Source organism: Nitrosospira sp. Nl5 (genome assembly GCF_900102495.1).
Classification (GTDB): domain Bacteria; phylum Pseudomonadota; class Gammaproteobacteria; order Burkholderiales; family Nitrosomonadaceae; genus Nitrosospira.
Genome location: NZ_FMVQ01000003.1, coordinates 221,792 through 240,928, shown reverse-complemented (window position 1 = coordinate 240,928; position 19,137 = coordinate 221,792). Strand labels below are relative to the sequence as shown.

Sequence of the window (19,137 nt, the reverse complement as noted above, 5' to 3'; positions counted from 1 at the left end):
GCCTCACTTCGACACCGCCGGAAACCTCGCGTTAATCTCGATCATTTCTCCACCGCGCTTCAATTTGAGCGGCAGCAATGTTCCGGGAGCTTGACGTTTGACGATGTCTACGATGTCATTGGTTTGTTTGACCGGCATTCCCGCCGCTTCCACGATTATGTCGCTGTCACGAATAGCGGCTGTTTCGGCAATGCTGCCCTTCTCCACCTGCAGCACGCGGGCACCGCCATCCTGAGCCATCTCGAAGCGGATGCCAAGGCGCTGCCGCGGCGGCTCAGGCGAGACAGGCGATGACGATGCAACACCAAAAACCGCGTCCGCCATGCCTGCGACCAGCTGCCCGCAAGCCGTGCCGCTATTCCATGGCAACAGCGTGGCCACGTCGGTGACGCGGAGATCTTTCAACTGGTGAGGAACACCATAACCATACTTGATATGCCCTGATCCCATGATTCCCACCACCAGCGGACGGCCCGGCCGCTCCAGCGCCGAGTGTATGGCTTGCGCCATTGCCCGGTCCCAGAGTTGCTGGCCCTCGACGAAGCGCCGGAAGTCCGGATCATCGCGGCCGGCTTCGCCCTTCTTCCTGCCGCTGCGCTCGTGCTCGCCGTATATCGGCATCAGGTAGTCGAGATAAGCGGTGCTTGGCGCGGCAGGGGGCATTACGCCTTCACGTTCGTTCTCCGGAACACCATTCAGACCCTTCGCCGAAACCGCCCGCCTCAAACGTGTGTCAATATTGAGGGCCACCATCGGCACCCGATTCATCCGCGCAAAATGGAACAGCGGCATGTACAAATTCGCATCTGTGTTCCAGACAGCGTTCCAGTCTGCCGCAGCGAGAAACTCAGCTTCGGAGAGTTCCCCCGCCACCCACTGGTCGAGCGCCTTCTGCACCCGGCGCGGGAACATCTCGAAACCGATTACCATATCGGGTCGTGCCGCGTGCAGCGCGGCCAGTGTCTGCAACTGCCACCGATGATGCTCGGCGTTATCGTGCATCTCACCCAGCAACACTACCGAGCTCTTCGCGGCGCGGGCAATGCCTTCCGTGCCGGATATCTTCCCGCCCCCAGGCGTGATCCAGCTTCCAACCGGCACACAGTCAATGTTTTCCTTGCCGCCCGGTTTCGTTTGCGCCGACGCGATGCTCGGAGTAGCGCCAAACGCAAGTAACATGATGGCGAGGGCCCCCTCCTTTCGCAGAGCATGCAAGGCACGGCGAATAGACGGAAGCAGAATACTTTGAAGAATTGTCAAGCTGGATACTCCTTATCGTGAATTATCGAACTCATCCGTACCCGGATTCGTTGCTAGACTGATATCCCCGCCCATTTACTTCAGCCCACCCATTTTCTCGCGTTCCTGAACATCCGCATCCATGGGGCATCGTCATGCCACTCGGGATGCCACGAATGCTGGACGGTACGAAACCCGCGCTCCGGGTGTGGCATGAGTATGCTGAAACGCCCGTCGGGCGTGGTCACGCCTGCAATGCCCTGAGGAGAGCCGCTGGGATTGAGCGGGTAAGTCTCGGTAGGCTCGCCCCGATTATCGACAAAACGTAACGAAACCAAAGACGGCTTAGCTGAGACCTTGTTCTTATCGGTAAATTCAGCATAACCTTCGCCATGCGCAACAACAACAGGCATGCGGCTCCCTTCCATGCCGCCGAAAAACAGCGACGGACTCTCCTGAATTTCCACCATAACGAAACGGGCCTCGAACTGCTCCGATTTGTTGCGCACAAAATGCGGCCACTGTTCCGCGCCGGGAATGATTTCATGCAGGTTACTCATCATCTGGCAGCCGTTGCAGACACCCAGCGCAAAGGTATCGGAGTGCAGGAAAAACGCTTCGAACTCGTCGCGGGCACGATGGTTGAACAGGATGGATTTGGCCCAGCCTTCCCCCGCCCCCAGCACATCGCCGTAGGAAAATCCGCCGCATGCGGCAAATCCAATGTAGTCTCTCAAAGAAACACGGCCCGAGACGATATCACTCATGTGGACATCGGTTGCGGCGAATCCCGCCCGGTCAAAAGCAGCGGCCATTTCGACATGGCCATTCACGCCTTGCTCACGCAGAATGGCAACGCGCGGCCTGACGCCACTATTGATATAGGGTGCGGAAATATCGTCATCCAAGTCGAAGCCCAATTGCGCATGCAGGCCGGGGTCGGAGATGTCGAGGATGCGATCGTATTCCTGTCGCGCGCATTCCGAATTGTCGCGCAGCTTCTGCATCTCAAAGGTGGTCTCTGACCAGGCGCGATGCAAGTCAACGCGCTTCTCGGCAAATATCGGCTTATTGTTGCGCAGAAACTGGATTTCATCCTTGCCATTGAGGGTGCCGATAACGAAACTCATATCGCGCAAGCCTTCTGTGGACAAGATAGCCATCACGTCATGGTGGCGTTCCGTCCTGATCTGGATCACCGCCCCCAACTCCTCATTGAATAAAACGGATACGATGCGCTCCAGAAATCTTCCGCCGAGCGCCTCCGGCCGCAGTTCATGGCCATCCACGTCATTCGCGAGCACATCGAAACATAGTTGATCAAGGTTGACAGTTATTCCCACGCGGCCCGCGAACGCCATTTCACACAACGTGGTGAACACGCCTCCGTCGGAGCGGTCATGATAAGCAATGATTGCGTTTTCGTGATTCAGGCGTTGTATGGCAGCAAAAAAGCGCTTCAGGTTCTCCGTCCCCTCCCGGTCCGTTATATCCGGCGCGGTATCACCTACCTGCTTGTAGACCTGCGCTAGCGCTGAACCTCCAAGACGGTTCCTGCCCGCGCCCAGATCGATCAGAATGAGCTCCGTCTCGCCATAGTCCGAACGCAATTGCGGCGTAAGTGTTTTGCGCGCATCCACTACCCTTGCAAAGGCGGATACGATCAGCGACAGCGGCGCAATTACTTCCTTGTTGACTCCCGCATTGCCATGACCAGATTCTGATTGCCACGTTGTTTTCATAGACATTGAATCCTTGCCTACCGGAATGCTGATTCCCAATTGGGGGCACAATTCCATGCCTACTGCCTGCACGGCATCGAACAGCGCCGCATCTTCGCCAGGATGCCCCGCGGCGGCCATCCAGTTGGCGGAAAGCTTGATCTCCCCAATATGTTCAATCCGTGCGGCCGCAATATTGGTGATAGCTTCGCCTACCGCCATGCGTGCCGACGCAGCGGGATCAATCAGCGCCACCGGCGGGCGTTCGCCCACGGCAAAAGCCTCGCCCAGATATGTCCGGTAACCCATCAGCGTTACCGCCACATCCGCAACCGGCACCTGCCACGGCCCCACCATCTGGTCGCGCGCGGTCATCCCGCCGACGGTACGATCGCCAATGCTTATAAGAAAGGTCTTATCCGCCACCGCGGGCAGGCGAAGCACGCGATATGCCGCCTCCCGCAAATCCAATCCCGCCGTATCAAATGATAATGGCATACTTCTGACATGCACTGCATCACGGATCATTTTTGGCGGGCTGCCCAGCAGTGCCGAGAGCTCCATATCAACCGGCTGATTATCGAACACGGGATCAATCACGGTAAGCTGTTGTTGCGCCGTTGCCGTGCCCACTAGCGCGAACGGGCAACGTTCGCGCTCGCAGATTGCCTGGAACAACTCCAACGACTCCGGGCTGATGGCAAGCACGTACCGCTCCTGTGCCTCGTTGCTCCAGATTTGCATCGGCGACATGCCTGGTTCCTCCGAAGGGATGTCGCGCAGATTAAGACGTCCTCCCCGTCCGGAACCATGTAACAGTTCGGGCAGCGCATTCGATAAGCCGCCGGCGCCGACGTCGTGAATCGACAGAATCGGATTCGCCTCACCGCGTCTTTCCATCTGCCAGCAATAGTCGATGACCTCCTGCGCGCGCCGCTCCATTTCGGCATTGCCGCGTTGCACCGAGTCGAAATCGAGGTCCTCCCTGTTCATTCCAGTGTCCATGCTGGATGCCGCGCCACCACCAAGGCCGATCAACATCCCCGGCCCGCCCAATTGAATCAGCAGCGCGCCGGCCGAAAATTCTTCCTTGAAGGAGTGGCGTTCAGCGATATGGCCGATGCCTCCAGCCAGCATTATTGGCTTGTGATAGCCACGCATTTCACCGGCAATGCGCTCCTCAAAAGTGCGAAAATACCCCGCCAGGTTGGGCCGCCCGAACTCGTTATTGAATGCCGCGCCGCCGATGGGACCCTCAAGCATGATTTGCAGTGCCGATGCGATACGCAATGGCTTGCCGTAAGAATGCGTTTCCCCCGGTTGCGAGTACAGCTCCCAAGGCTGAATAAAACCTGGAATATTCAGATTGGAAACCGAGAAACCGCTAAGCCCGGCCCTGGGTTTGGCGCCACGGCCGGTGGCGCCTTCGTCGCGGATTTCCCCACCCACGCCGGTGGCGGCCCCCGGGTAAGGCGAAATTGCGGTGGGATGATTATGGGTTTCCACTTTCATCAGGATGTGCGTTTGCTCCTCGGCATAACTGTAAGCGTTATCCTCGCCGGGGTAGAAACGGGCGATCTTCGCGCCTTCGATAATGGAAGAGTTGTCCGCATACGCGACCACTGTGCCCTGCGGATTCTGCTGGTGGGTATTGCGTATCATCGAGAATAGCGACTTCGCCTGGGGCATGCCGTCTATCACCCAATCCGAGTTGAAAATCTTGTGGCGGCAATGTTCCGAATTAGCCTGGGCAAACATCATCAATTCCACGTCGGTGGGATTGCGATTGATGCGCATAAAATAGGCTGTCAAATAGTCTATTTCATCGGACGACAACGCAAGCCCCATCTCAGCATTGGCGATTTGCAATGCGCCACTTCCACTCGTCAGTAAATTCACAGTATTGAATGGAGCCGCCTCCGAATGCCGGAACAACCTGTCCGCGTCGTCGAATGAGCTAAATACCGCCTCGGTCATGCGATCGTGTATCAGCGCAAGCAGGGCAGCCCTGCTATCAGGAGGAAATTCAGGGGACAATGCGGCGGAAGACCCGTCTTTCATCTGAATATAGAATGCCACGCCGCGCTCCAGCCGCTCCACCGCTTCCAGTCCACAATGGAGAGCAATGTCGGTGGCTTTGGATGACCAGGGGGAAATCGTGCCGGGACGAGGCAGCACCAGTAGCAATTCACCTGGATGTCTGGTCTGCCCGGCTGCCCCCGTGAGAAAGATTTCGGCCGCCGGGGCGTACTCAAGCAGCTTTTCGAGAATTGAGATTTCGTTTTGCCGCAGATCGCGCCTCAGCGCGCAAAAATGCCAATATTCTGCATAAATGTGGGAAACTTGCGGAGCGGCAATTTTAAGTGCGCTCGCCAATTTTTCCCGGCGGAATGGGGAAAGAGCGCTGCCACCACGAAGTCGAAGCATCCAGTGAAGTGAGCCGATGAGTTGAAAACATAATTTTACACGAGAAGACAGACTGCCCGCAGTCTGCAAGTGTTTTATGATTGATAGCATGAGTAAATTAGAACAAAATCATCCCATCGCTGTTTATTCCACCGCCGAGATCCGGGAAATCGAGCAACGCGCTGCCGCATTGCCTGATTCTTCCGATCTGATGGAAAAAGCCGGCCTCGCTGCTGCCGAAGTGGCACGGGACAAACTGCTAACCCACGATCGAACTCAAGTACTGGTGTTGGCGGGGCCGGGTAATAATGGCGGCGACGCTTTCGTGGTCGCGCGTCATCTTCGGGCCTGGTGGTTCAAGGTCACGCTTGTGTTCACCGGTAAGCGTGAGGGCCTGTCGGGCGCGGCCCGGCAAATGCTGGAAGCCTGGCTCCTTGCTGGTGGTGAGATCATTGACGAAATCCCGGAAAATAAAAAATGTGATGCCGTGATAGACGGGCTATTCGGCATTGGTCTCGATCGCCAGCAGGGACGGGACCTGGAAGGAAAATACCTTGCCCTGGTCAACGCCGTCAACCGCATGAACCGGCCCGTACTCGCGCTCGATATTCCCAGCGGCCTGGGGAGCGATACCGGCACCGTGCGCGGTGCTGCAATCAGGGCTACGATAACTGTCACATTCATCGGCATCAAACCCGGGCTCCTCACTCATGACGGTCCGGAATATTGCGGGGAAATCGTCTTGCGCGATCTCGACCTTGACGCACCTTCCCGGAAAAAACCCAGCTCATGGGTGATGGATCGGGCACACGCGCAAAAATTGCTGCCGCCTCCCCGCATCGCCAGCAGCCATAAAGGCATGTTCGGCAGCATCGGCATAATCGGCGGATCAGCGGGAATGTTAGGCGCGGCGCTTCTGGCTGGCGGAGCGGCATTGAAGCTCGGTGCGGGGCGCGTCTACCTCGGTTTGATTGCCCGTAATGCGCCTGGTGTAGACACTGCCCAACCTGAGTTGATGCTGCGCCCAGTCCACGAACTGCTCAAACTCGATCATTTGGACTGCCTGGTTGTCGGGCCGGGGCTGGGGACGGGAGCCGAAGCTTGCTTCTGGCTGCGTTGCGCGCTGGAATCGCCCTTGCCGCTGGTGCTCGATGCCGACGCATTGAATCTCATTGCCGCACATCCCGGAGTTGCCAGCCTGCTACGGGAGCGGTTGCACGAGCGCAAGGCACTTTCCATTCTCACGCCTCATGCCGCCGAAGCCGCGCGGTTGCTGAATATGGATACCGCAACGGTTCAAAACGACCGCATGGCCGCCGCTGCGAGTCTGGCGAAGAATTTCAACTGCTGTGCAGTACTGAAAGGTGCGGGAAGCATCTGCGCGATGCCCGGCGGCAAGCGCTACATCAACACCAGCGGCAATCCTGGTTTAAGCAGCGCGGGTACGGGCGACATATTGTCCGGCATCATCGGTGCCCTGCTGGCGCAGGGGTTGAATGCGGAAAACGCGTTATTGCTGGCGGTCTATCTGCATGGAGCGGCGGGGGATGTGCTGCTGAAACAACACGGCGGCCCATTGGGAATGACTGCATCTGAAATTCCGAATGCGGCACGCAACCTGTTAAACCAGTGGATTTACCACTCCTGAGGCTCCAGCAGCCTGCTTGAAGGAGCTCAAGCCGCCGTTCGGGGAGCAATAACTTCCCAAGAATATTGCGGCCTGAGCGGCCCGTCCTGAGCGACACCGCACAGACAAGCCGATATTTGAAGCGCATTCTAAGAAATGAAAAAAGAGCGGGGAAAAAGGAAGGAAAATGCTGTATGTTAATATTGTTTAAAGCTCGGATTGCTGAAGCCAATTTGGCGAAAGCGCCGATTCCATCAATCAGAAAGGAGGAATACCGATGACTGTACTCGTTACCCGTGTCGCACCCGATTTTACCAAGCCCGCTGTACTGCCGGACGGCAGTTTCAATGATACCTTCAACTTCCATACTCAAATTTCGGGCAAGTATGCTGTCCTGTTTTTTTATCCGCTTGATTTCACCTTCGTCTGTCCTTCAGAAATCATCGCCCACTCTCATCGGGTGGAAGAGTTTCGCAAGCGCAACGTTGAAGTCATCGGGGTATCGGTGGATTCGCAGTTCACCCACTACGCCTGGCGCAACACCTCCATCGACAAGGGCGGTATCGGCCCGGTGGGGATCACCCTGGCATCCGACGTGGGGGGAGAGGTCATGCATGCGTATGGCATTGCTCATCCGGATCATGTCGCCCTGCGCGCCTCGTTCCTGATCGACAAACAGGGCATTGTGCGCCATCAGGTGGTCAACGACTTGCCGCTGGGACGCGACGTGGACGAAATGCTGCGCATGGTGGATGCGCTGCAATTCCACGAAAGCCATGGCGAAGTATGCCCTGCCGGCTGGAAGACGGGGGATCCTGGCATGAAAGCTTCTCCCGCGGGCGTTGCCGAATATCTGGGTTCTCATGGAGAGAGACTTTGAGCTGAGCCATGACGCGATGAGAAGTGAGCACAACAACCAGGAAGGATCACAGATTATGAGATAGGCGTACCGCCATGGATTATTTGCAACCAAGGAGAAAAACATGAGCTTCGATAAAGACAAGGCCATCGCACTGCTGAATAAAATCATGGAACTTGAGCTCGCCGGAGTAGTGCGCTATACGCATTATTCATTGATGGTCTTCGGCTACAACCGCATTCCTGTCGTGGAGTGGCTCAAGAAAGAGGCCGAAGAAGGGCTGGTGCACGCGCACAAGGCCGGCGAGCTCGTTACCCTGCTCGGTGGGTATCCCTCACTCTCCATCGGACCGCTGCTGGAGACCCATCATCATGACATCGGCGATATCCTCAGGGAATCTCTGGCGCACGAAGGCGAAGCCTGTGCCGCTTACTATCAACTGCTGGAACTGACCCAAGGCAAATCGGTACTGCTGGAAGAGTATGCGAGAGGCCTCATCGTTGAGGAAGAGATGCACGCCGATGAGGTTAACAAGATGCTGCGGCGCACGGGGAAAACAGGCGTGTACGAAGCTCCCAGAACATAATTCCAGCGAGAACCGGAATTACTCCTCGTTTTGCATGGAGTTGTATACCATGCCGCTTAACTGAATCATGAGATCAACCTCGCTTTCCGCCTCATCCGGGGCTGGATTGGATTCGTAGAAATCCGTTAATGCCCGCAGTATGCCGGCGGGGTTCAGATCGAAAGAGCCGGTTGATTCGGCGGATTGAAGTACGGCATCATGTGGATTCGTATCGACGTTTTTAATGCGGATATTCAAACTTGCGGTATCCGGTCCATGCATATCAAATGACGCATCGCTTGAACCTAACCGAACCGCTTCTTTCCAGGCCTTGCGTGCAGCGGGGCTTGAGAATGACGCGGCTTATCATCGGCAAGAGCTTGCAAATAGCCGGAGATGTTGACAGCCGGATTGCGGAAAGCACTGCCGGTACGGACAGGCTGGACAGGCTGATTCGCTGCGGCAGTTAGATCAGCATCACGGGCTCCACCGGGTAGTGGAGCGCGTCCTTGCAAGGTGCCGCCGGCTTTGGCGGCAGTTCGGCGCATCGGCGGTAATGGCGCCAGTTGGATAGAAAATGGGAGTTTCATGTTGCCTCCGGTGATAGTTAGAGAATTCAAGATGACTTTGCAAACTTGAGTGACATATTCAGACTAACTGCAGCAGATGGCATTCCAATGAAAGTTTTATGAAGGTTTTGTAAAACAATAGAAATTACTGCGGGATTTTGGTTGTGCCGGGGCTGACACTATCCGATGCATATAAGAGTATCAGCTCTGTTTCTTTGATATTTCCACGGTATTGCATTCGGGCCCCGAATACTCAAAAGTGATCGGCTCCAGCGGCGCTCTTTCACATCCCTCACGCATGAGCGCGGCGGTTTCGCCCAACGCAATTTCCTGCAAGCGGCAGCGCATATTCAATACGCCATCATGAGATTCAAAAACGCCACAGGTGCGGAAGTTTTCACCTCCTGCCCTGTGACCTTCGGATGGGAGATGTGACCCCACGTTATTCATCACCGCCACCGGCAGATGCGGGTAGCGCCGTCTCGCTTCCCGAATCCATTCCAGCAGGTTCGCCTGCTGGGTGCAGTCGTACACATCGCCGTCGACAAGCACCATGTCGTAGGCTTCCAGGTCTGGTTCCGGAACGTTTTCCAGAGATTTCCGTTCCAGTCTATGCTTTGATTTCTCAAGCAACAGTTGCACGATCCGGCGCGTGTCCTGTCTTTCTCCAACCAGAAGAATGTTCATGCGGCTTTCCTTTGCGCATCTTCGGGAAGCATGCCGAACAGGGCAAACTCTGTGATGGCGTCGATCTCGATGTAACAGGCTACGGTAAGAACTCGCCCGATTTTGATAGGCGCTCCCAGCCTGGAGACGTTAACGCCCAGCTTGCGTATCAGCCTTTCCACTGCAACAGTGGTAACGGTTACATAGCGGCGAATCCCGTTATGCTCTGCAAAGCGGAATAAGGTTCGCATCATTTCTACAGGAATATCACTAAAACCAAACCCCGCGCTTTCGTATTTTGGAATCGTTACCGCGAACCGGCTTAATTCCCATATATCAGCCTGCTGAGGCGCCGGCTGTCCATGCAATAGTTGGGGAAATGTATCCTTCAACATATTGGGGCCGATGGTTGGAAGTAGACGCCAACAACCCAGCACCTCATCTTCATCGCCCTTTGCCAGGACGTAAACCGGATTAGCATGATCAAAGACATCATGCTCCATTCCATTATCATTGGTTACCTCCCAGCCCAGCCGGTCATGAAAAACCTCATGTCTCAGCCGATACATTCCTATCACAGCCCGTTGATCCAGAGAGCCGTTTCCATGTTGAGCAAGCATGATCTGTCCCATCGTTTCGCACCTGTCGTTGGTTAAACACGGTGCTATGAAACAACGGAATGAAAATGCCGAATAGCTGTAGAATCTTACAGGGAGAAGCGCAACATATTGGCTGTAACCATTGCCCGTAGCCAGCTCCAGGCATTCGCAGGCACATCGGATTTAACCGGATTTTACGTAAAATTTCGGAGAGAAAAGGAGCCCGGATGACATGACTTCGAGCTTTGACCTACCTTTCTTCACTTCATGTGTGTAATGCGCTTTGCTTATTACACGCTATTCTCGTAATGATTGGCTGCCAACGTGCGAATGGATAGGACGAAATGGGGGTAGGGTGTAATAAGCAAAGCGCATTACACGGTAAATCTCTACGCTCGCCGTTCACGCAATAGATCTAAATGTCTTGTCAATAGAGCATTACCCTGCCGTTGCGTCAGATTGACGGTAAAGAGATTGGTGCTGGCAGGGCGCAAGTCATGATGCTATTGAGTGAAGTTGATACTGCGCAATGTGCTTGCCTTATTATCGCCCTACTTCTGCTTGGCTGGAAGGCACGGGCTCGCCGTTTGGTAGAGAGCCGCACCTGTATTCAATGGGTCAAAATGGGTTTTTAATTAAAATTAAACCGGATAGAACCGAATGCACTGAGTGGATTGCCAGGCAATGCGCCGGCAAAAGTAGGATTGGTGAAATAGGTTTTATCCGTTAGATTTTTTATGTTGATGGCAAGATCCACCTTTTGGATGCGATAGGAAACAGCTGCATCGAGTACGACATAGGACGGTATCTTCAGAAGATTCAAAGTATCCGCATAACTATCGCCCTTGTATGTAACGCCAAAACCGAACATTAAACCACGCGCGAGGCCGCCTTGAATCTGGTAGGTGCTCCACAGACTGCCCATATGCGTTGCAACCCCCGCGGGACGGCTTCCGTAAACGCTTCGCGTCACGCCAAGGACACCGTTCGTGGCCACGTTTTGCGATAGCGTCATCGGATCCATCCATACTCCATTACCGATTATACTCAAACCGGCAACTGGACGTACGCCAAGCGACAGCTCCACACCACGCGACCGATCGTTCCCATCCTGGGTCGCTTGACCGCCCGAACCCGGCAAGATGATGAAATAGTTGCTGCGGCTGGTTTGGAACACCGCCACGTTCAAATCCGCTTTGCCATCCAGCAACATTGTTTTAGCGCCCACCTCGATCTGATCCGAAGTTTCCGGCGACCGGGATACCGCTTGCGCTTCAGTTGCCAGATTAATAAAGGCGCCGGTACTATAACCCGCGTAAAAAGCCAGAAACTTGGTGGGCTGATAGACGCCCCCTGTCGAATAGGTGGTCAAGGATCTCGTTTGCACGATTTCCCGATACCCATAGTCGCCCGAGACGAATTGAAAACCCTTGTCGCTGTACTTTACGAGATCATTCCGAATCCCCAGGCGGAGCTTGAATTTCTCGCTTAAATCAATCTGGTCCTGAGCATAGAAAGAGGTCTGATCGCTACTGATTCTGCGGTCGAAAATCGGCCTGCGATTGATTCCATCCAATGAAGTTTCCAGGTTGACGGGGTTGAAGATACTGACAGCGTTAGACAAAGTAAAATCGCTCCGGACAGTATTGATATCCGTATTCTTGTATTCGAAGCCGCCAAGGAACGTATGTTTAATCGGGCCTGTATTTGTTTTCCAGATAAACTCGTTCTGCAATGTCGTGTAGCCCGCGATATCAAATTGCGAGCGCGCATCGCGTCCGGTAATAATACCCGCCGCGTTACCCTGATTACCGCCTCCATTCCGCACTATCTCAAGTGTCCGCGCGTCGTAATTGAATGCTGTTCGCATCGTTAACATGTCGGATATTGCCCAGTGATGGACAAGGCCAAGGCGATTGATCGTGTGATCCGTCTTGTTGAATGGACTATAGTAACGGGTATCGCGGGGAACGTTGGCGATATTGGAATTGAAATCGAAAAGCAGCCCGTAATTATCCGGCTTTATTTTCATCTCACGGTGGTCAAAGTCTATCAGGAGGGTTTTATCGGGCGCCAGGCGCCAGATAAAACTGGGTGAGGCCTCGACGATATTCCGCTCCAGCCCGCGAAAGCCATCGGTATGCTCCATGTTCGCAATTAGACGGCCGGCAACGTTCGGCATGTACGGGATTGAGCCGGTCACATCCAGGAACCCATTGCGTGTACCAAAACTGCCGAGCATGGTCCCGGCGGACAGGCCAAAACCAAATCGCGGTTTTTTGGTGATTATATTGATGCTGCCGCCAGGACCGGCGACCCCAAATAGCGCAGAGCCCGGGCCTTTTAACACCTCGATGCGTTCGATATCGTACATCGTGCGGAAATAGCTGTTTTGTGCGCCCCCATCCGGCAAATCATCCCGTAAATAGCTCAGAGCCAAGCCACGTGAAGTAAAGCTGTTGCCAAATCCATAACCCCCACCCATCAAGGGCTGAACGCTGCTGACGTTACGCATGGCGTCATTCATTTCGGTTACGCCTTGCTCTTGCAGCAAGGCGGCTGGGACGACGGCAATACTGGCGGGAATGTCGCGTAATGGCGTGTCTGTCTTGCTTCCCGTTCTTGCCACATCCTCCAGTGTCCCCGGACGTACCCGTCCAGTGATAATCTTGATTTCGGGCAATGCAGCGCCTTTTCCCTGGCCCACTGCACTATCCTGAGCGACCGCATGCAATGGCGTAAACATCCATGCTGATGATAAGGTTATAAAGCCCACATGGACACATTTCAATCTGAATCCGAACCAATGTTTCATTGATAACGTCTCTATTTTTATAGTTATTGGCTGGCTATCAACCGCGACGGCTTGCTTGGCTGGCTATGAATGTCCTCCGCGAACGCGGTAGACGGAAGAATATAATTAGATGGTGCGAACGCTCCGGCCAATAAAAAGGTGCAAGGTCAAGATAGCGTAAGCGTATTCAGCATCAGGACAAGCAGAGCCGTGAGCGTGGTACCGATCAGACCCGCTGCCAGAAGCCGGGGGCCGTGCAGCCGGCTCCATAGGAGCGTGCCGGTTATCGCCAGGATGAGCAGCGCTCCGGCCAGCGTATCGGTGAGCAGTATCCATGCGTTGGACATTCCGCTGCCCTTGTGAAAATTGGCGAGAGTTTGCCAGAGATTGGCCTCTTTTTGCTCAATATGGGTATCCGCGTCACCTTTCCAGTATTCCGCATTGACACTCAGGTTGGGCGTTGTGAGCGTAATACGCCAGTTCTCCGGTTGCTCGATCTGACCGCCACCCCAGGGGACAGGGCTGGCAGGTTTCTTCTGGACGCGGGATTTTGCGTCTGGCAACTTGAATTCCGCGCGCAGCCATGCTTCCAGTGTTTCGGATGATTGGAGGCTGCTTGCGGGCGGCGTGAGTACCTGTCGCGTTTCTTCGTGCTTGGCAAGTGGGATCTTCATCTCATTGCGATGATTGAGCAGAATACCGGATACGCCAAACAACAATCCCATCACCGCTCCCCATAAACCCAGCCAGGCATGGGTACGTCGCAACCAGACAAGAAAACGGCCACGCTTCATGCTCTGAGAGAGGAACAGATAACCACGCGGCTCGACGGGAGGCCGCGGAACCGTCTCAGTTGGGCTCGACTCGGATGCGCCGGTGCTCGACTGAAGAGTGCTCATTTGTATAGACTTAGTGTGACCTTGTGGCTCTCCATGGCGTAGGGCTTGCCTTCGAATTCTCCCGGATTCTTGAGCTCATATTTCGCTTCAACTACATAAAGGCCTGAGCCAGGCAGGGAAAAAGAGACTTCGCCTTTCTCGTCCGTGCGCAGATGTTTTTCCCAGCCGTTTGGGGCAATAACGATAATCTCCGCTTTGGCGGCAGGCTTTCCCATGAAACTCACACGCAGCAAATCGCCGGAACTCTCAATATCCAGCGGTAAGCTCCCGCCTTTGCCAAGGCGAGCATACATAAAGCGTTTTTGAACTGGGCCGGGATTTTCGCCCTGAGGTTCACGTATCGGCTGTCTGAGTGCCTGCACCAGTATCGTGGTACCGGCAGGTATCGCAAAATGGCTATCCTCGCGGATTGCATCAGCGGATTTTTCCAGACCCGCCGAATCAATCACCGTCACTACCGGCTCAATAATGTTGTCAAGCCTGCCCGGCGAGGTTTCCCGCAGGTTTTCGCTATATTCCCCGAAATAGAGCCTGGTTGCAGCCTTGTCGCCCTCCAGCCATAATGCGTGAGCTGAGGCATTGAGGCTGAGCAGGCTACTTGCGATGGCGACGGCAGCGAGGATGATTTGTGCAGATTTCATAAAGTGCTTCCTTTTTGTTATTAATATGCATCATGACTTGATACGTTGTATTGTTGTGTCGTCTTGTGCCCGTGTTTTAATGGATTACGCTACCCCCCTGCATCAGTCCAAATTGAGAACGGTTCATAGGCATATCTCTATGGCATGACGTGCCAGCGGGTCGACATGCCAGCCATCATGTGGTCGTCGACATGGCAGTGCAGAAGCCAGTGGCCGGGCGAGCGAGGGACCATGTCAACCGAAGTCATGCTCGCGGGCAGCACCTCAACAACGTCGGTCCGGCGTCCGTGATCAAGTACTGTCTGCCCATGCCAGTGCACGGTGTGATTATCCGTTTCGTTGCCCAGCGCCACAACGTGCCAGCGGACGCGCTTGCCCAGGCTGGTTTTATAACCTTCCAGATTGCCAAAGATGCGGCCATTGATCGTATGCTTGAGGCCGCTCTCTTCTCCGCCTTCTTCGTTAAAAATCATGAATAGAGCAGTGAATTCCTGGTCCACGTCGCGCGGCGCGGGATCAGAGGCGGAACGCGCCATGCCCTGGCGGGTAACAATAATGGTGCCGATCAGCCCCAGATTCGCTTCTTCCTCTTCCATCACGTGGGAATGATAGAGCCAGACGATCGATGAGGGATCCATCGGGCCGGGACCTGCGGCTTCGTCTGCAACCCAGGTGTAAGTGTAGGACTTGCCCGCGGGTACGCTTGCCCCCGCGCCAGCCCCATCCGCACCTTCATTGTCCTTATCGTAGAACATTCCATGGGGATGCATGGAAAGCGGCCGGTCTGTTTTGTTCAGAAAATGAACCTTGATGGTATCTCCCACCACAGCGCGAAGCTCGGGTCCCAGGATTCCCATCCATTCAGGTTGCGCCAATGGTTGCGTATAGCTGCCGTCGGTATATCCAATATAGCGATATTTGGTGTATGCAGGCGTTTTTCCCCACACGCCGAGCCCCGCATCCGGCTTGATCATGTTTTGTCCCGAAGGGACGTAATTCCATGTTGTTTTCTCAGCCGCGACCCAATATTCCCGCACCGCAGCTTGCGCGGGGAGTGATATCCAGCAGCCCACAACAAAAGCGATCAACGCGGAAATCCTCCCCGCATAAACAGAACACATATTCCTCTCCAGCGCAGCCACTCTGCTACCGCAATAGTTCATCATCAATACAATCTGCACAAACTCGCATCTCGCTTCCAGCGCCGTAAATTTATATCCTGGACGATTTTGTAGGATGGGTGGAGCGAAAGTGCAACCCATCAATTAGCGCACCCACAAAAATCTGCACGCAACATAATACATCACCTAGGCGATTTACCGAGGCATGGGGAATAAACCGAATGATGGGTTACGTTACGCTTTACCCATCCTATATAACATACCTTTTTTCCGGCCGGCGCTTGAGTGATTTTATCGCCCGCTATGCCGTTACTACCGGCGACGCAACCAACGCGGCCAGAGCCTCTACCCCTTTGCGAAAAGTGGATAAATTGGAACGATCGAGCAACACGCAGGCCTTGCCCGAACGTGTGCAGTAGCGTTTCACGGCAAAATAGGTGTGGTGGTTTACGCAGTCGGCTGGACACACCACCATGTCCGCACGGGCAAATAGCGTAGACAGATGGTCCACATCGTTCCTTGGACCGCTACGATAGATGAGCAGGCTACCGCCTGAAGTCTCCACAAGGCGGCGGTATTCCGGGTACAGTTTCGCGCGCCCGCCCACGCACAGAATACAACGTCCCGCAAGGTCGAGGTTAGCGCACGCTTGCTTCTCATCACGGACATTGCAATCCGGCGCATCGCCATCGGAGGCAAACGCCGTGATAGATGCCTCGGGCGTGGCAGAAACTTTGATCAGAGGGGCCCAATCCGCCTCGTGGGTAAGACGCGTTTCAGCATCGGCGAGCTTGCGTTCCAGCAAATCGATACGCTTCAGCAGTACTTGCTGGCTGTCAGCCGATTTCAGTTCAGCAATACGGCCCTCAGCCTCTCTCCGGCGCGCCATCCTCGTCAGCCCCGCGCGCGTCAGAAAAAGGGCGCCGCCATCAACCTTGAAGAATTGCCTGATGACATGGCCAAATTTCTTGTCCAGCAATGCCTGTATACGGCCGGGAAAAGAGTGATGGGAATCATGCCGCTCGGATGCGCCGACATCGGCGCGCGGACGGCCATGCAGCAGATATATCGACATCGCTTCCGCACCCTGCAGGAAAGCGAGCAGAATTTCATCGGGGCGGCGCGCATCCGTAATCGGAAAAGGAAACGTGACGCCCGAAGCCGCTTTCTTAAGCTGTCTCACAGCCAATACTCCCTGACAAATCAGATAAAACCGCTGGCTTGCCTGGGACGGGCTGGCTGGGTGAACGCCGCTGACTTAGCCGTGATTCCGACTGCGTCAGCGGCAACGAATACATTACATCTGGCTCTGCAGCCAGTTCTGGACGCCAACTTTTTGCATGACATCCAGCTGAGTTTCCAGCCAGTCGATATGCTCTTCGGTATCTTCCAGAATGTGCTCAAAAAGCTCTCGCGACACATAATCCTTGGCCGTTTCAGAAGCAGCAATGGCAGCAACCAGAGTTTCACGGGAAATCACTTCGAGCTTGAGATCCAAAGCCACGCACTCTTCCGCTTTTTCACCAATCATGAGCTTGCCGAGTTCTTGCAGGTTGGGCAACCCTTCCAGGAACAGGATGCGCTCGATCAAAGCGTCGGCGTGCTTCATTTCCTCTATGGATTCTTCGTATTCTTTTTTACCCAAGCCGCTGAAGCCCCAGCTTTTATACATTCGGGCATGAAGAAAATACTGATTGATGGCCGTCAGTTCATGTTGCAGTTGGCGGTTTAGCCACTGGATAATGTCTGCGCTGCTTTTCATGTTTGCCTCCTCAGGCGAGATCTCGTGTAAGCGAGTGGGTTTATGTGGAATGGCGTTGCGCCAAAGTCTTTTGCATCAGTGCTTGTTCCAACACCTCCTTTGCATGGCACGCACATATCCCGCACTGCTCGCTCACGCCCAGGCAGGTTTTCAAATCCCGCATGCGGTCAGCGCCCTGGTGGACGGCATCGCGAATGGCAGAATCAGTTACACCTTTGCAGACACAAATATACATGATGAGCGCCTTAAGTCTACTATTTGTCTATTATTTCTATTACTTAGTTAAAATCAGCTTGCCGTTACGCGTGCGGCGCAACCGGTATTGCTCGCCTCGATGCTGGATGAACACTTCGTCTCCATGTAGAAACAGCGCATCACTATAAATACGCTTGTTCTGCTCCAGCATTGCAAAATTCCTTTGATTAACATCGGCTTCCGGAACTACACTTGACTTGTCCATTTGAGTCCCCTTCCGCGATTATTAATGAGAATGATTCGTAATTATATTCACTTCTCAGGGAAATACAAGACTTAGCCAAAAAATATTTTTGGGAGTTTGATTCAGGGCAAGATTCAGGTTGACACGCTAGGCAGCAGCAATAGGGCAGACAGTTGCCCTACGAATACTGTGTTGGCGATTCTGTAGATCACAGACATCGCGCTTTTTTCTGACAGTTAGCCAGTACGTAAATAATTGAAATGGGCCGAGTAGCAGGAACTTAATTATTTATTCGATACCAAGCCGCCGTCTCCGACAATCCAGTCTCCATCGATATGGTTGGCGACCAGCTTAACCTGGACCAATTTGCGCCGCCATCAATTGTCAAGGAACCCAGCAGCCGGTCTACAGCCTGACGCTTGCCTGACACAATGCCTGCTATCCGCAGCAGGGTGGGCGGAACGGGGATTAACCGTGCAGGCCGATGCAACGCTGCGGCCAACCGGCGAACCAATTCGGGCGTGGCGACATCCTCGTTATCCGAGAGTAGAAACGTCCCGTTCGCCGCCCCGGGATGAGCCAGGCAGACTATCATTGCATCCACCAGGTTACCCAGGTAAATCAGGCTGCGGCGGTTGTCTACCGCGCCCAATGGCAGAGGCCACCCTTTGTCCACTGCCCGCATCAATCGCAGGAAATTCCCTCCCACCCCAGGCCCATAGACCAAGGGCGGCCGCAGGATGACCACCTCCATCCCCGTGCGAGCGGCGATATCTCGCAAACCCTGCTCGGCCTCCCACTTGGAAATCGCATAAGGATCTTGCGGTGAGGGCAGGTCGGACTCGGTGTAGGGAGTGTTCCGCCCTTCGCCATTAACCTTGATAGTGCTCACAAAAGCAAAGCGGCAAACGCCAGCCTTCGCCGCCTGTCGTGCCAGATTCAGCGTGCCTTCCGTATTAACGGCGCGAAAAGCGGCCATAGTGTCGGATATCGTCTCGTGCATGACATGCACTCGGGCGGCCAAATGCACGACTGACTCGACCCCGGCCAGCGCCTCATGCCAGTCGGTATGACTGTCCACCTCCTCAATCACCACCTGGTCTACCCCTGGATCTAACCTGACGGTGCCACGCACTGCTCCACGAGCATGAATTCCCCGTGCCAGCAGTTCGGCAACCAGCGCGCGTCCAACGAAGCCGCTGGCGCCGGTAACCAGTGTGGATGCCATTT

Annotated in this window: 18 protein-coding genes; 3 read left to right on the top strand and 15 right to left on the bottom strand. The window is 54.6% G+C overall.

All coding sequences use genetic code 11. The features are described from left to right. Positions 1-3: 3 nt before the first annotated feature. Positions 4-1,260: a ChaN family lipoprotein gene (locus BLP45_RS05155; protein WP_256327692.1), complete on the bottom strand. Its 1,257-nt coding sequence runs from the start codon at positions 1,258-1,260 to the stop codon at positions 4-6. Positions 1,261-1,340: 80 nt separating this feature from the next. Then, positions 1,341-5,387, bottom strand: a complete 4,047-nt coding sequence (purL, locus tag BLP45_RS05150; RefSeq protein ID WP_090370442.1) for a phosphoribosylformylglycinamidine synthase — start codon at positions 5,385-5,387, stop codon at positions 1,341-1,343. An 88-nt stretch (positions 5,388-5,475) separates the two neighbouring features. On the opposite strand from purL, the gene BLP45_RS05145 reads away from it, so the two are divergent. From BLP45_RS05145 to BLP45_RS05135, 3 genes are all read left to right on the top strand, one after another. Beyond that, positions 5,476-7,014 (top strand): NAD(P)H-hydrate dehydratase, encoded by a 1,539-nt coding sequence (locus tag BLP45_RS05145; protein WP_090370509.1) that lies wholly within the window; start codon positions 5,476-5,478, stop codon positions 7,012-7,014. 256 nt (positions 7,015-7,270) lie between these two features. After that, positions 7,271-7,873: a peroxiredoxin gene (locus tag BLP45_RS05140; RefSeq protein ID WP_090370441.1), complete on the top strand. Its 603-nt coding sequence runs from the start codon at positions 7,271-7,273 to the stop codon at positions 7,871-7,873. Between the two features lie 103 nt (positions 7,874-7,976). Further along, entirely contained in the window at positions 7,977-8,438 is a 462-nt protein-coding gene (locus BLP45_RS05135) for a ferritin-like domain-containing protein (protein WP_090370439.1), read from the top strand. 18 nt (positions 8,439-8,456) lie between these two features. Here the strand turns inward: BLP45_RS05135 and BLP45_RS05130 are convergent, their stop codons facing one another. The 13 genes from BLP45_RS05130 to BLP45_RS05070 form a co-directional block, all read right to left on the bottom strand. After that, positions 8,457-8,675, bottom strand: a complete 219-nt coding sequence (locus BLP45_RS05130) for a hypothetical protein (protein WP_143002399.1) — start codon at positions 8,673-8,675, stop codon at positions 8,457-8,459. A 47-nt stretch (positions 8,676-8,722) separates the two neighbouring features. Beyond that, entirely contained in the window at positions 8,723-9,007 is a 285-nt protein-coding gene (locus tag BLP45_RS05125) for a hypothetical protein (protein WP_090370435.1), read from the bottom strand. A 180-nt stretch (positions 9,008-9,187) separates the two neighbouring features. Continuing rightward, on the bottom strand, positions 9,188-9,673 hold the full coding sequence (locus BLP45_RS05120) for a response regulator (RefSeq protein ID WP_090370432.1): 486 nt from the start codon (positions 9,671-9,673) through the stop codon (positions 9,188-9,190). After that, positions 9,670-10,284, bottom strand: a complete 615-nt coding sequence (locus tag BLP45_RS05115) for an acyl-homoserine-lactone synthase (RefSeq protein WP_218117949.1) — start codon at positions 10,282-10,284, stop codon at positions 9,670-9,672. Before BLP45_RS05115 ends, BLP45_RS05120 begins: the two co-directional genes overlap by 4 nt. Positions 10,285-10,882: 598 nt before the next feature. Beyond that, positions 10,883-12,997, bottom strand: a complete 2,115-nt coding sequence (locus BLP45_RS05110; RefSeq protein WP_256327691.1) for a TonB-dependent receptor — start codon at positions 12,995-12,997, stop codon at positions 10,883-10,885. Positions 12,998-13,212: 215 nt separating this feature from the next. Beyond that, positions 13,213-13,944 (bottom strand): PepSY-associated TM helix domain-containing protein, encoded by a 732-nt coding sequence (locus BLP45_RS05105; RefSeq protein WP_090370428.1) that lies wholly within the window; start codon positions 13,942-13,944, stop codon positions 13,213-13,215. Beyond that, on the bottom strand, positions 13,941-14,585 hold the full coding sequence (locus BLP45_RS05100; RefSeq protein WP_090370426.1) for a DUF4198 domain-containing protein: 645 nt from the start codon (positions 14,583-14,585) through the stop codon (positions 13,941-13,943). The genes BLP45_RS05105 and BLP45_RS05100 overlap by 4 nt, the downstream gene beginning before the upstream one ends. A 137-nt stretch (positions 14,586-14,722) precedes the next feature. Then, a complete protein-coding gene (locus BLP45_RS05095; RefSeq protein ID WP_256327690.1) occupies positions 14,723-15,673 on the bottom strand; it encodes a multicopper oxidase domain-containing protein in 951 nt (316 codons plus the stop codon). Positions 15,674-16,007: 334 nt separating this feature from the next. After that, positions 16,008-16,889 (bottom strand): DUF2325 domain-containing protein, encoded by an 882-nt coding sequence (locus BLP45_RS05090; protein WP_090370422.1) that lies wholly within the window; start codon positions 16,887-16,889, stop codon positions 16,008-16,010. A gap of 114 nt (positions 16,890-17,003) precedes the next feature. Further along, entirely contained in the window at positions 17,004-17,468 is a 465-nt protein-coding gene (gene bfr / locus BLP45_RS05085) for a bacterioferritin (protein WP_090370420.1), read from the bottom strand. Positions 17,469-17,508: 40 nt separating this feature from the next. Further along, positions 17,509-17,703 (bottom strand): (2Fe-2S)-binding protein, encoded by a 195-nt coding sequence (locus tag BLP45_RS05080; protein ID WP_090370418.1) that lies wholly within the window; start codon positions 17,701-17,703, stop codon positions 17,509-17,511. Positions 17,704-17,742: 39 nt separating this feature from the next. Continuing rightward, on the bottom strand, positions 17,743-17,928 hold the full coding sequence (gene hemP / locus BLP45_RS05075) for a hemin uptake protein HemP (protein ID WP_090370417.1): 186 nt from the start codon (positions 17,926-17,928) through the stop codon (positions 17,743-17,745). A gap of 259 nt (positions 17,929-18,187) precedes the next feature. Continuing rightward, positions 18,188-19,135, bottom strand: a complete 948-nt coding sequence (locus BLP45_RS05070; protein ID WP_090370414.1) for a UDP-glucose 4-epimerase family protein — start codon at positions 19,133-19,135, stop codon at positions 18,188-18,190. Positions 19,136-19,137 lie beyond the last annotated feature (2 nt).

What these genes read in the sequence shown, in the direction of transcription:
- BLP45_RS05145 (WP_090370509.1), top strand. Translation starts at nt 5,476, where the DNA reads ATGAGTAAATTAGAACAAAATCATCCCATCGCTGTTTATTCCACCGCC.
- bfr (WP_090370420.1), bottom strand. Translation starts at nt 17,468, where the DNA reads ATGAAAAGCAGCGCAGACATTATCCAGTGGCTAAACCGCCAACTGCAA.
- BLP45_RS05140 (WP_090370441.1), top strand. Translation starts at nt 7,271, where the DNA reads ATGACTGTACTCGTTACCCGTGTCGCACCCGATTTTACCAAGCCCGCT.
- BLP45_RS05080 (WP_090370418.1), bottom strand. Translation starts at nt 17,703, where the DNA reads ATGTATATTTGTGTCTGCAAAGGTGTAACTGATTCTGCCATTCGCGAT.
- BLP45_RS05100 (WP_090370426.1), bottom strand. Translation starts at nt 14,585, where the DNA reads ATGAAATCTGCACAAATCATCCTCGCTGCCGTCGCCATCGCAAGTAGC.
- BLP45_RS05070 (WP_090370414.1), bottom strand. Translation starts at nt 19,135, where the DNA reads ATGGCATCCACACTGGTTACCGGCGCCAGCGGCTTCGTTGGACGCGCG.
- BLP45_RS05110 (WP_256327691.1), bottom strand. Translation starts at nt 12,997, where the DNA reads ATGTTTACGCCATTGCATGCGGTCGCTCAGGATAGTGCAGTGGGCCAG.
- BLP45_RS05120 (WP_090370432.1), bottom strand. Translation starts at nt 9,673, where the DNA reads ATGAACATTCTTCTGGTTGGAGAAAGACAGGACACGCGCCGGATCGTG.
- BLP45_RS05115 (WP_218117949.1), bottom strand. Translation starts at nt 10,284, where the DNA reads ATGGGACAGATCATGCTTGCTCAACATGGAAACGGCTCTCTGGATCAA.
- BLP45_RS05105 (WP_090370428.1), bottom strand. Translation starts at nt 13,944, where the DNA reads ATGAGCACTCTTCAGTCGAGCACCGGCGCATCCGAGTCGAGCCCAACT.
- hemP (WP_090370417.1), bottom strand. Translation starts at nt 17,928, where the DNA reads ATGGACAAGTCAAGTGTAGTTCCGGAAGCCGATGTTAATCAAAGGAAT.
- BLP45_RS05135 (WP_090370439.1), top strand. Translation starts at nt 7,977, where the DNA reads ATGAGCTTCGATAAAGACAAGGCCATCGCACTGCTGAATAAAATCATG.
- purL (WP_090370442.1), bottom strand. Translation starts at nt 5,387, where the DNA reads ATGCTTCGACTTCGTGGTGGCAGCGCTCTTTCCCCATTCCGCCGGGAA.
- BLP45_RS05125 (WP_090370435.1), bottom strand. Translation starts at nt 9,007, where the DNA reads ATGAAACTCCCATTTTCTATCCAACTGGCGCCATTACCGCCGATGCGC.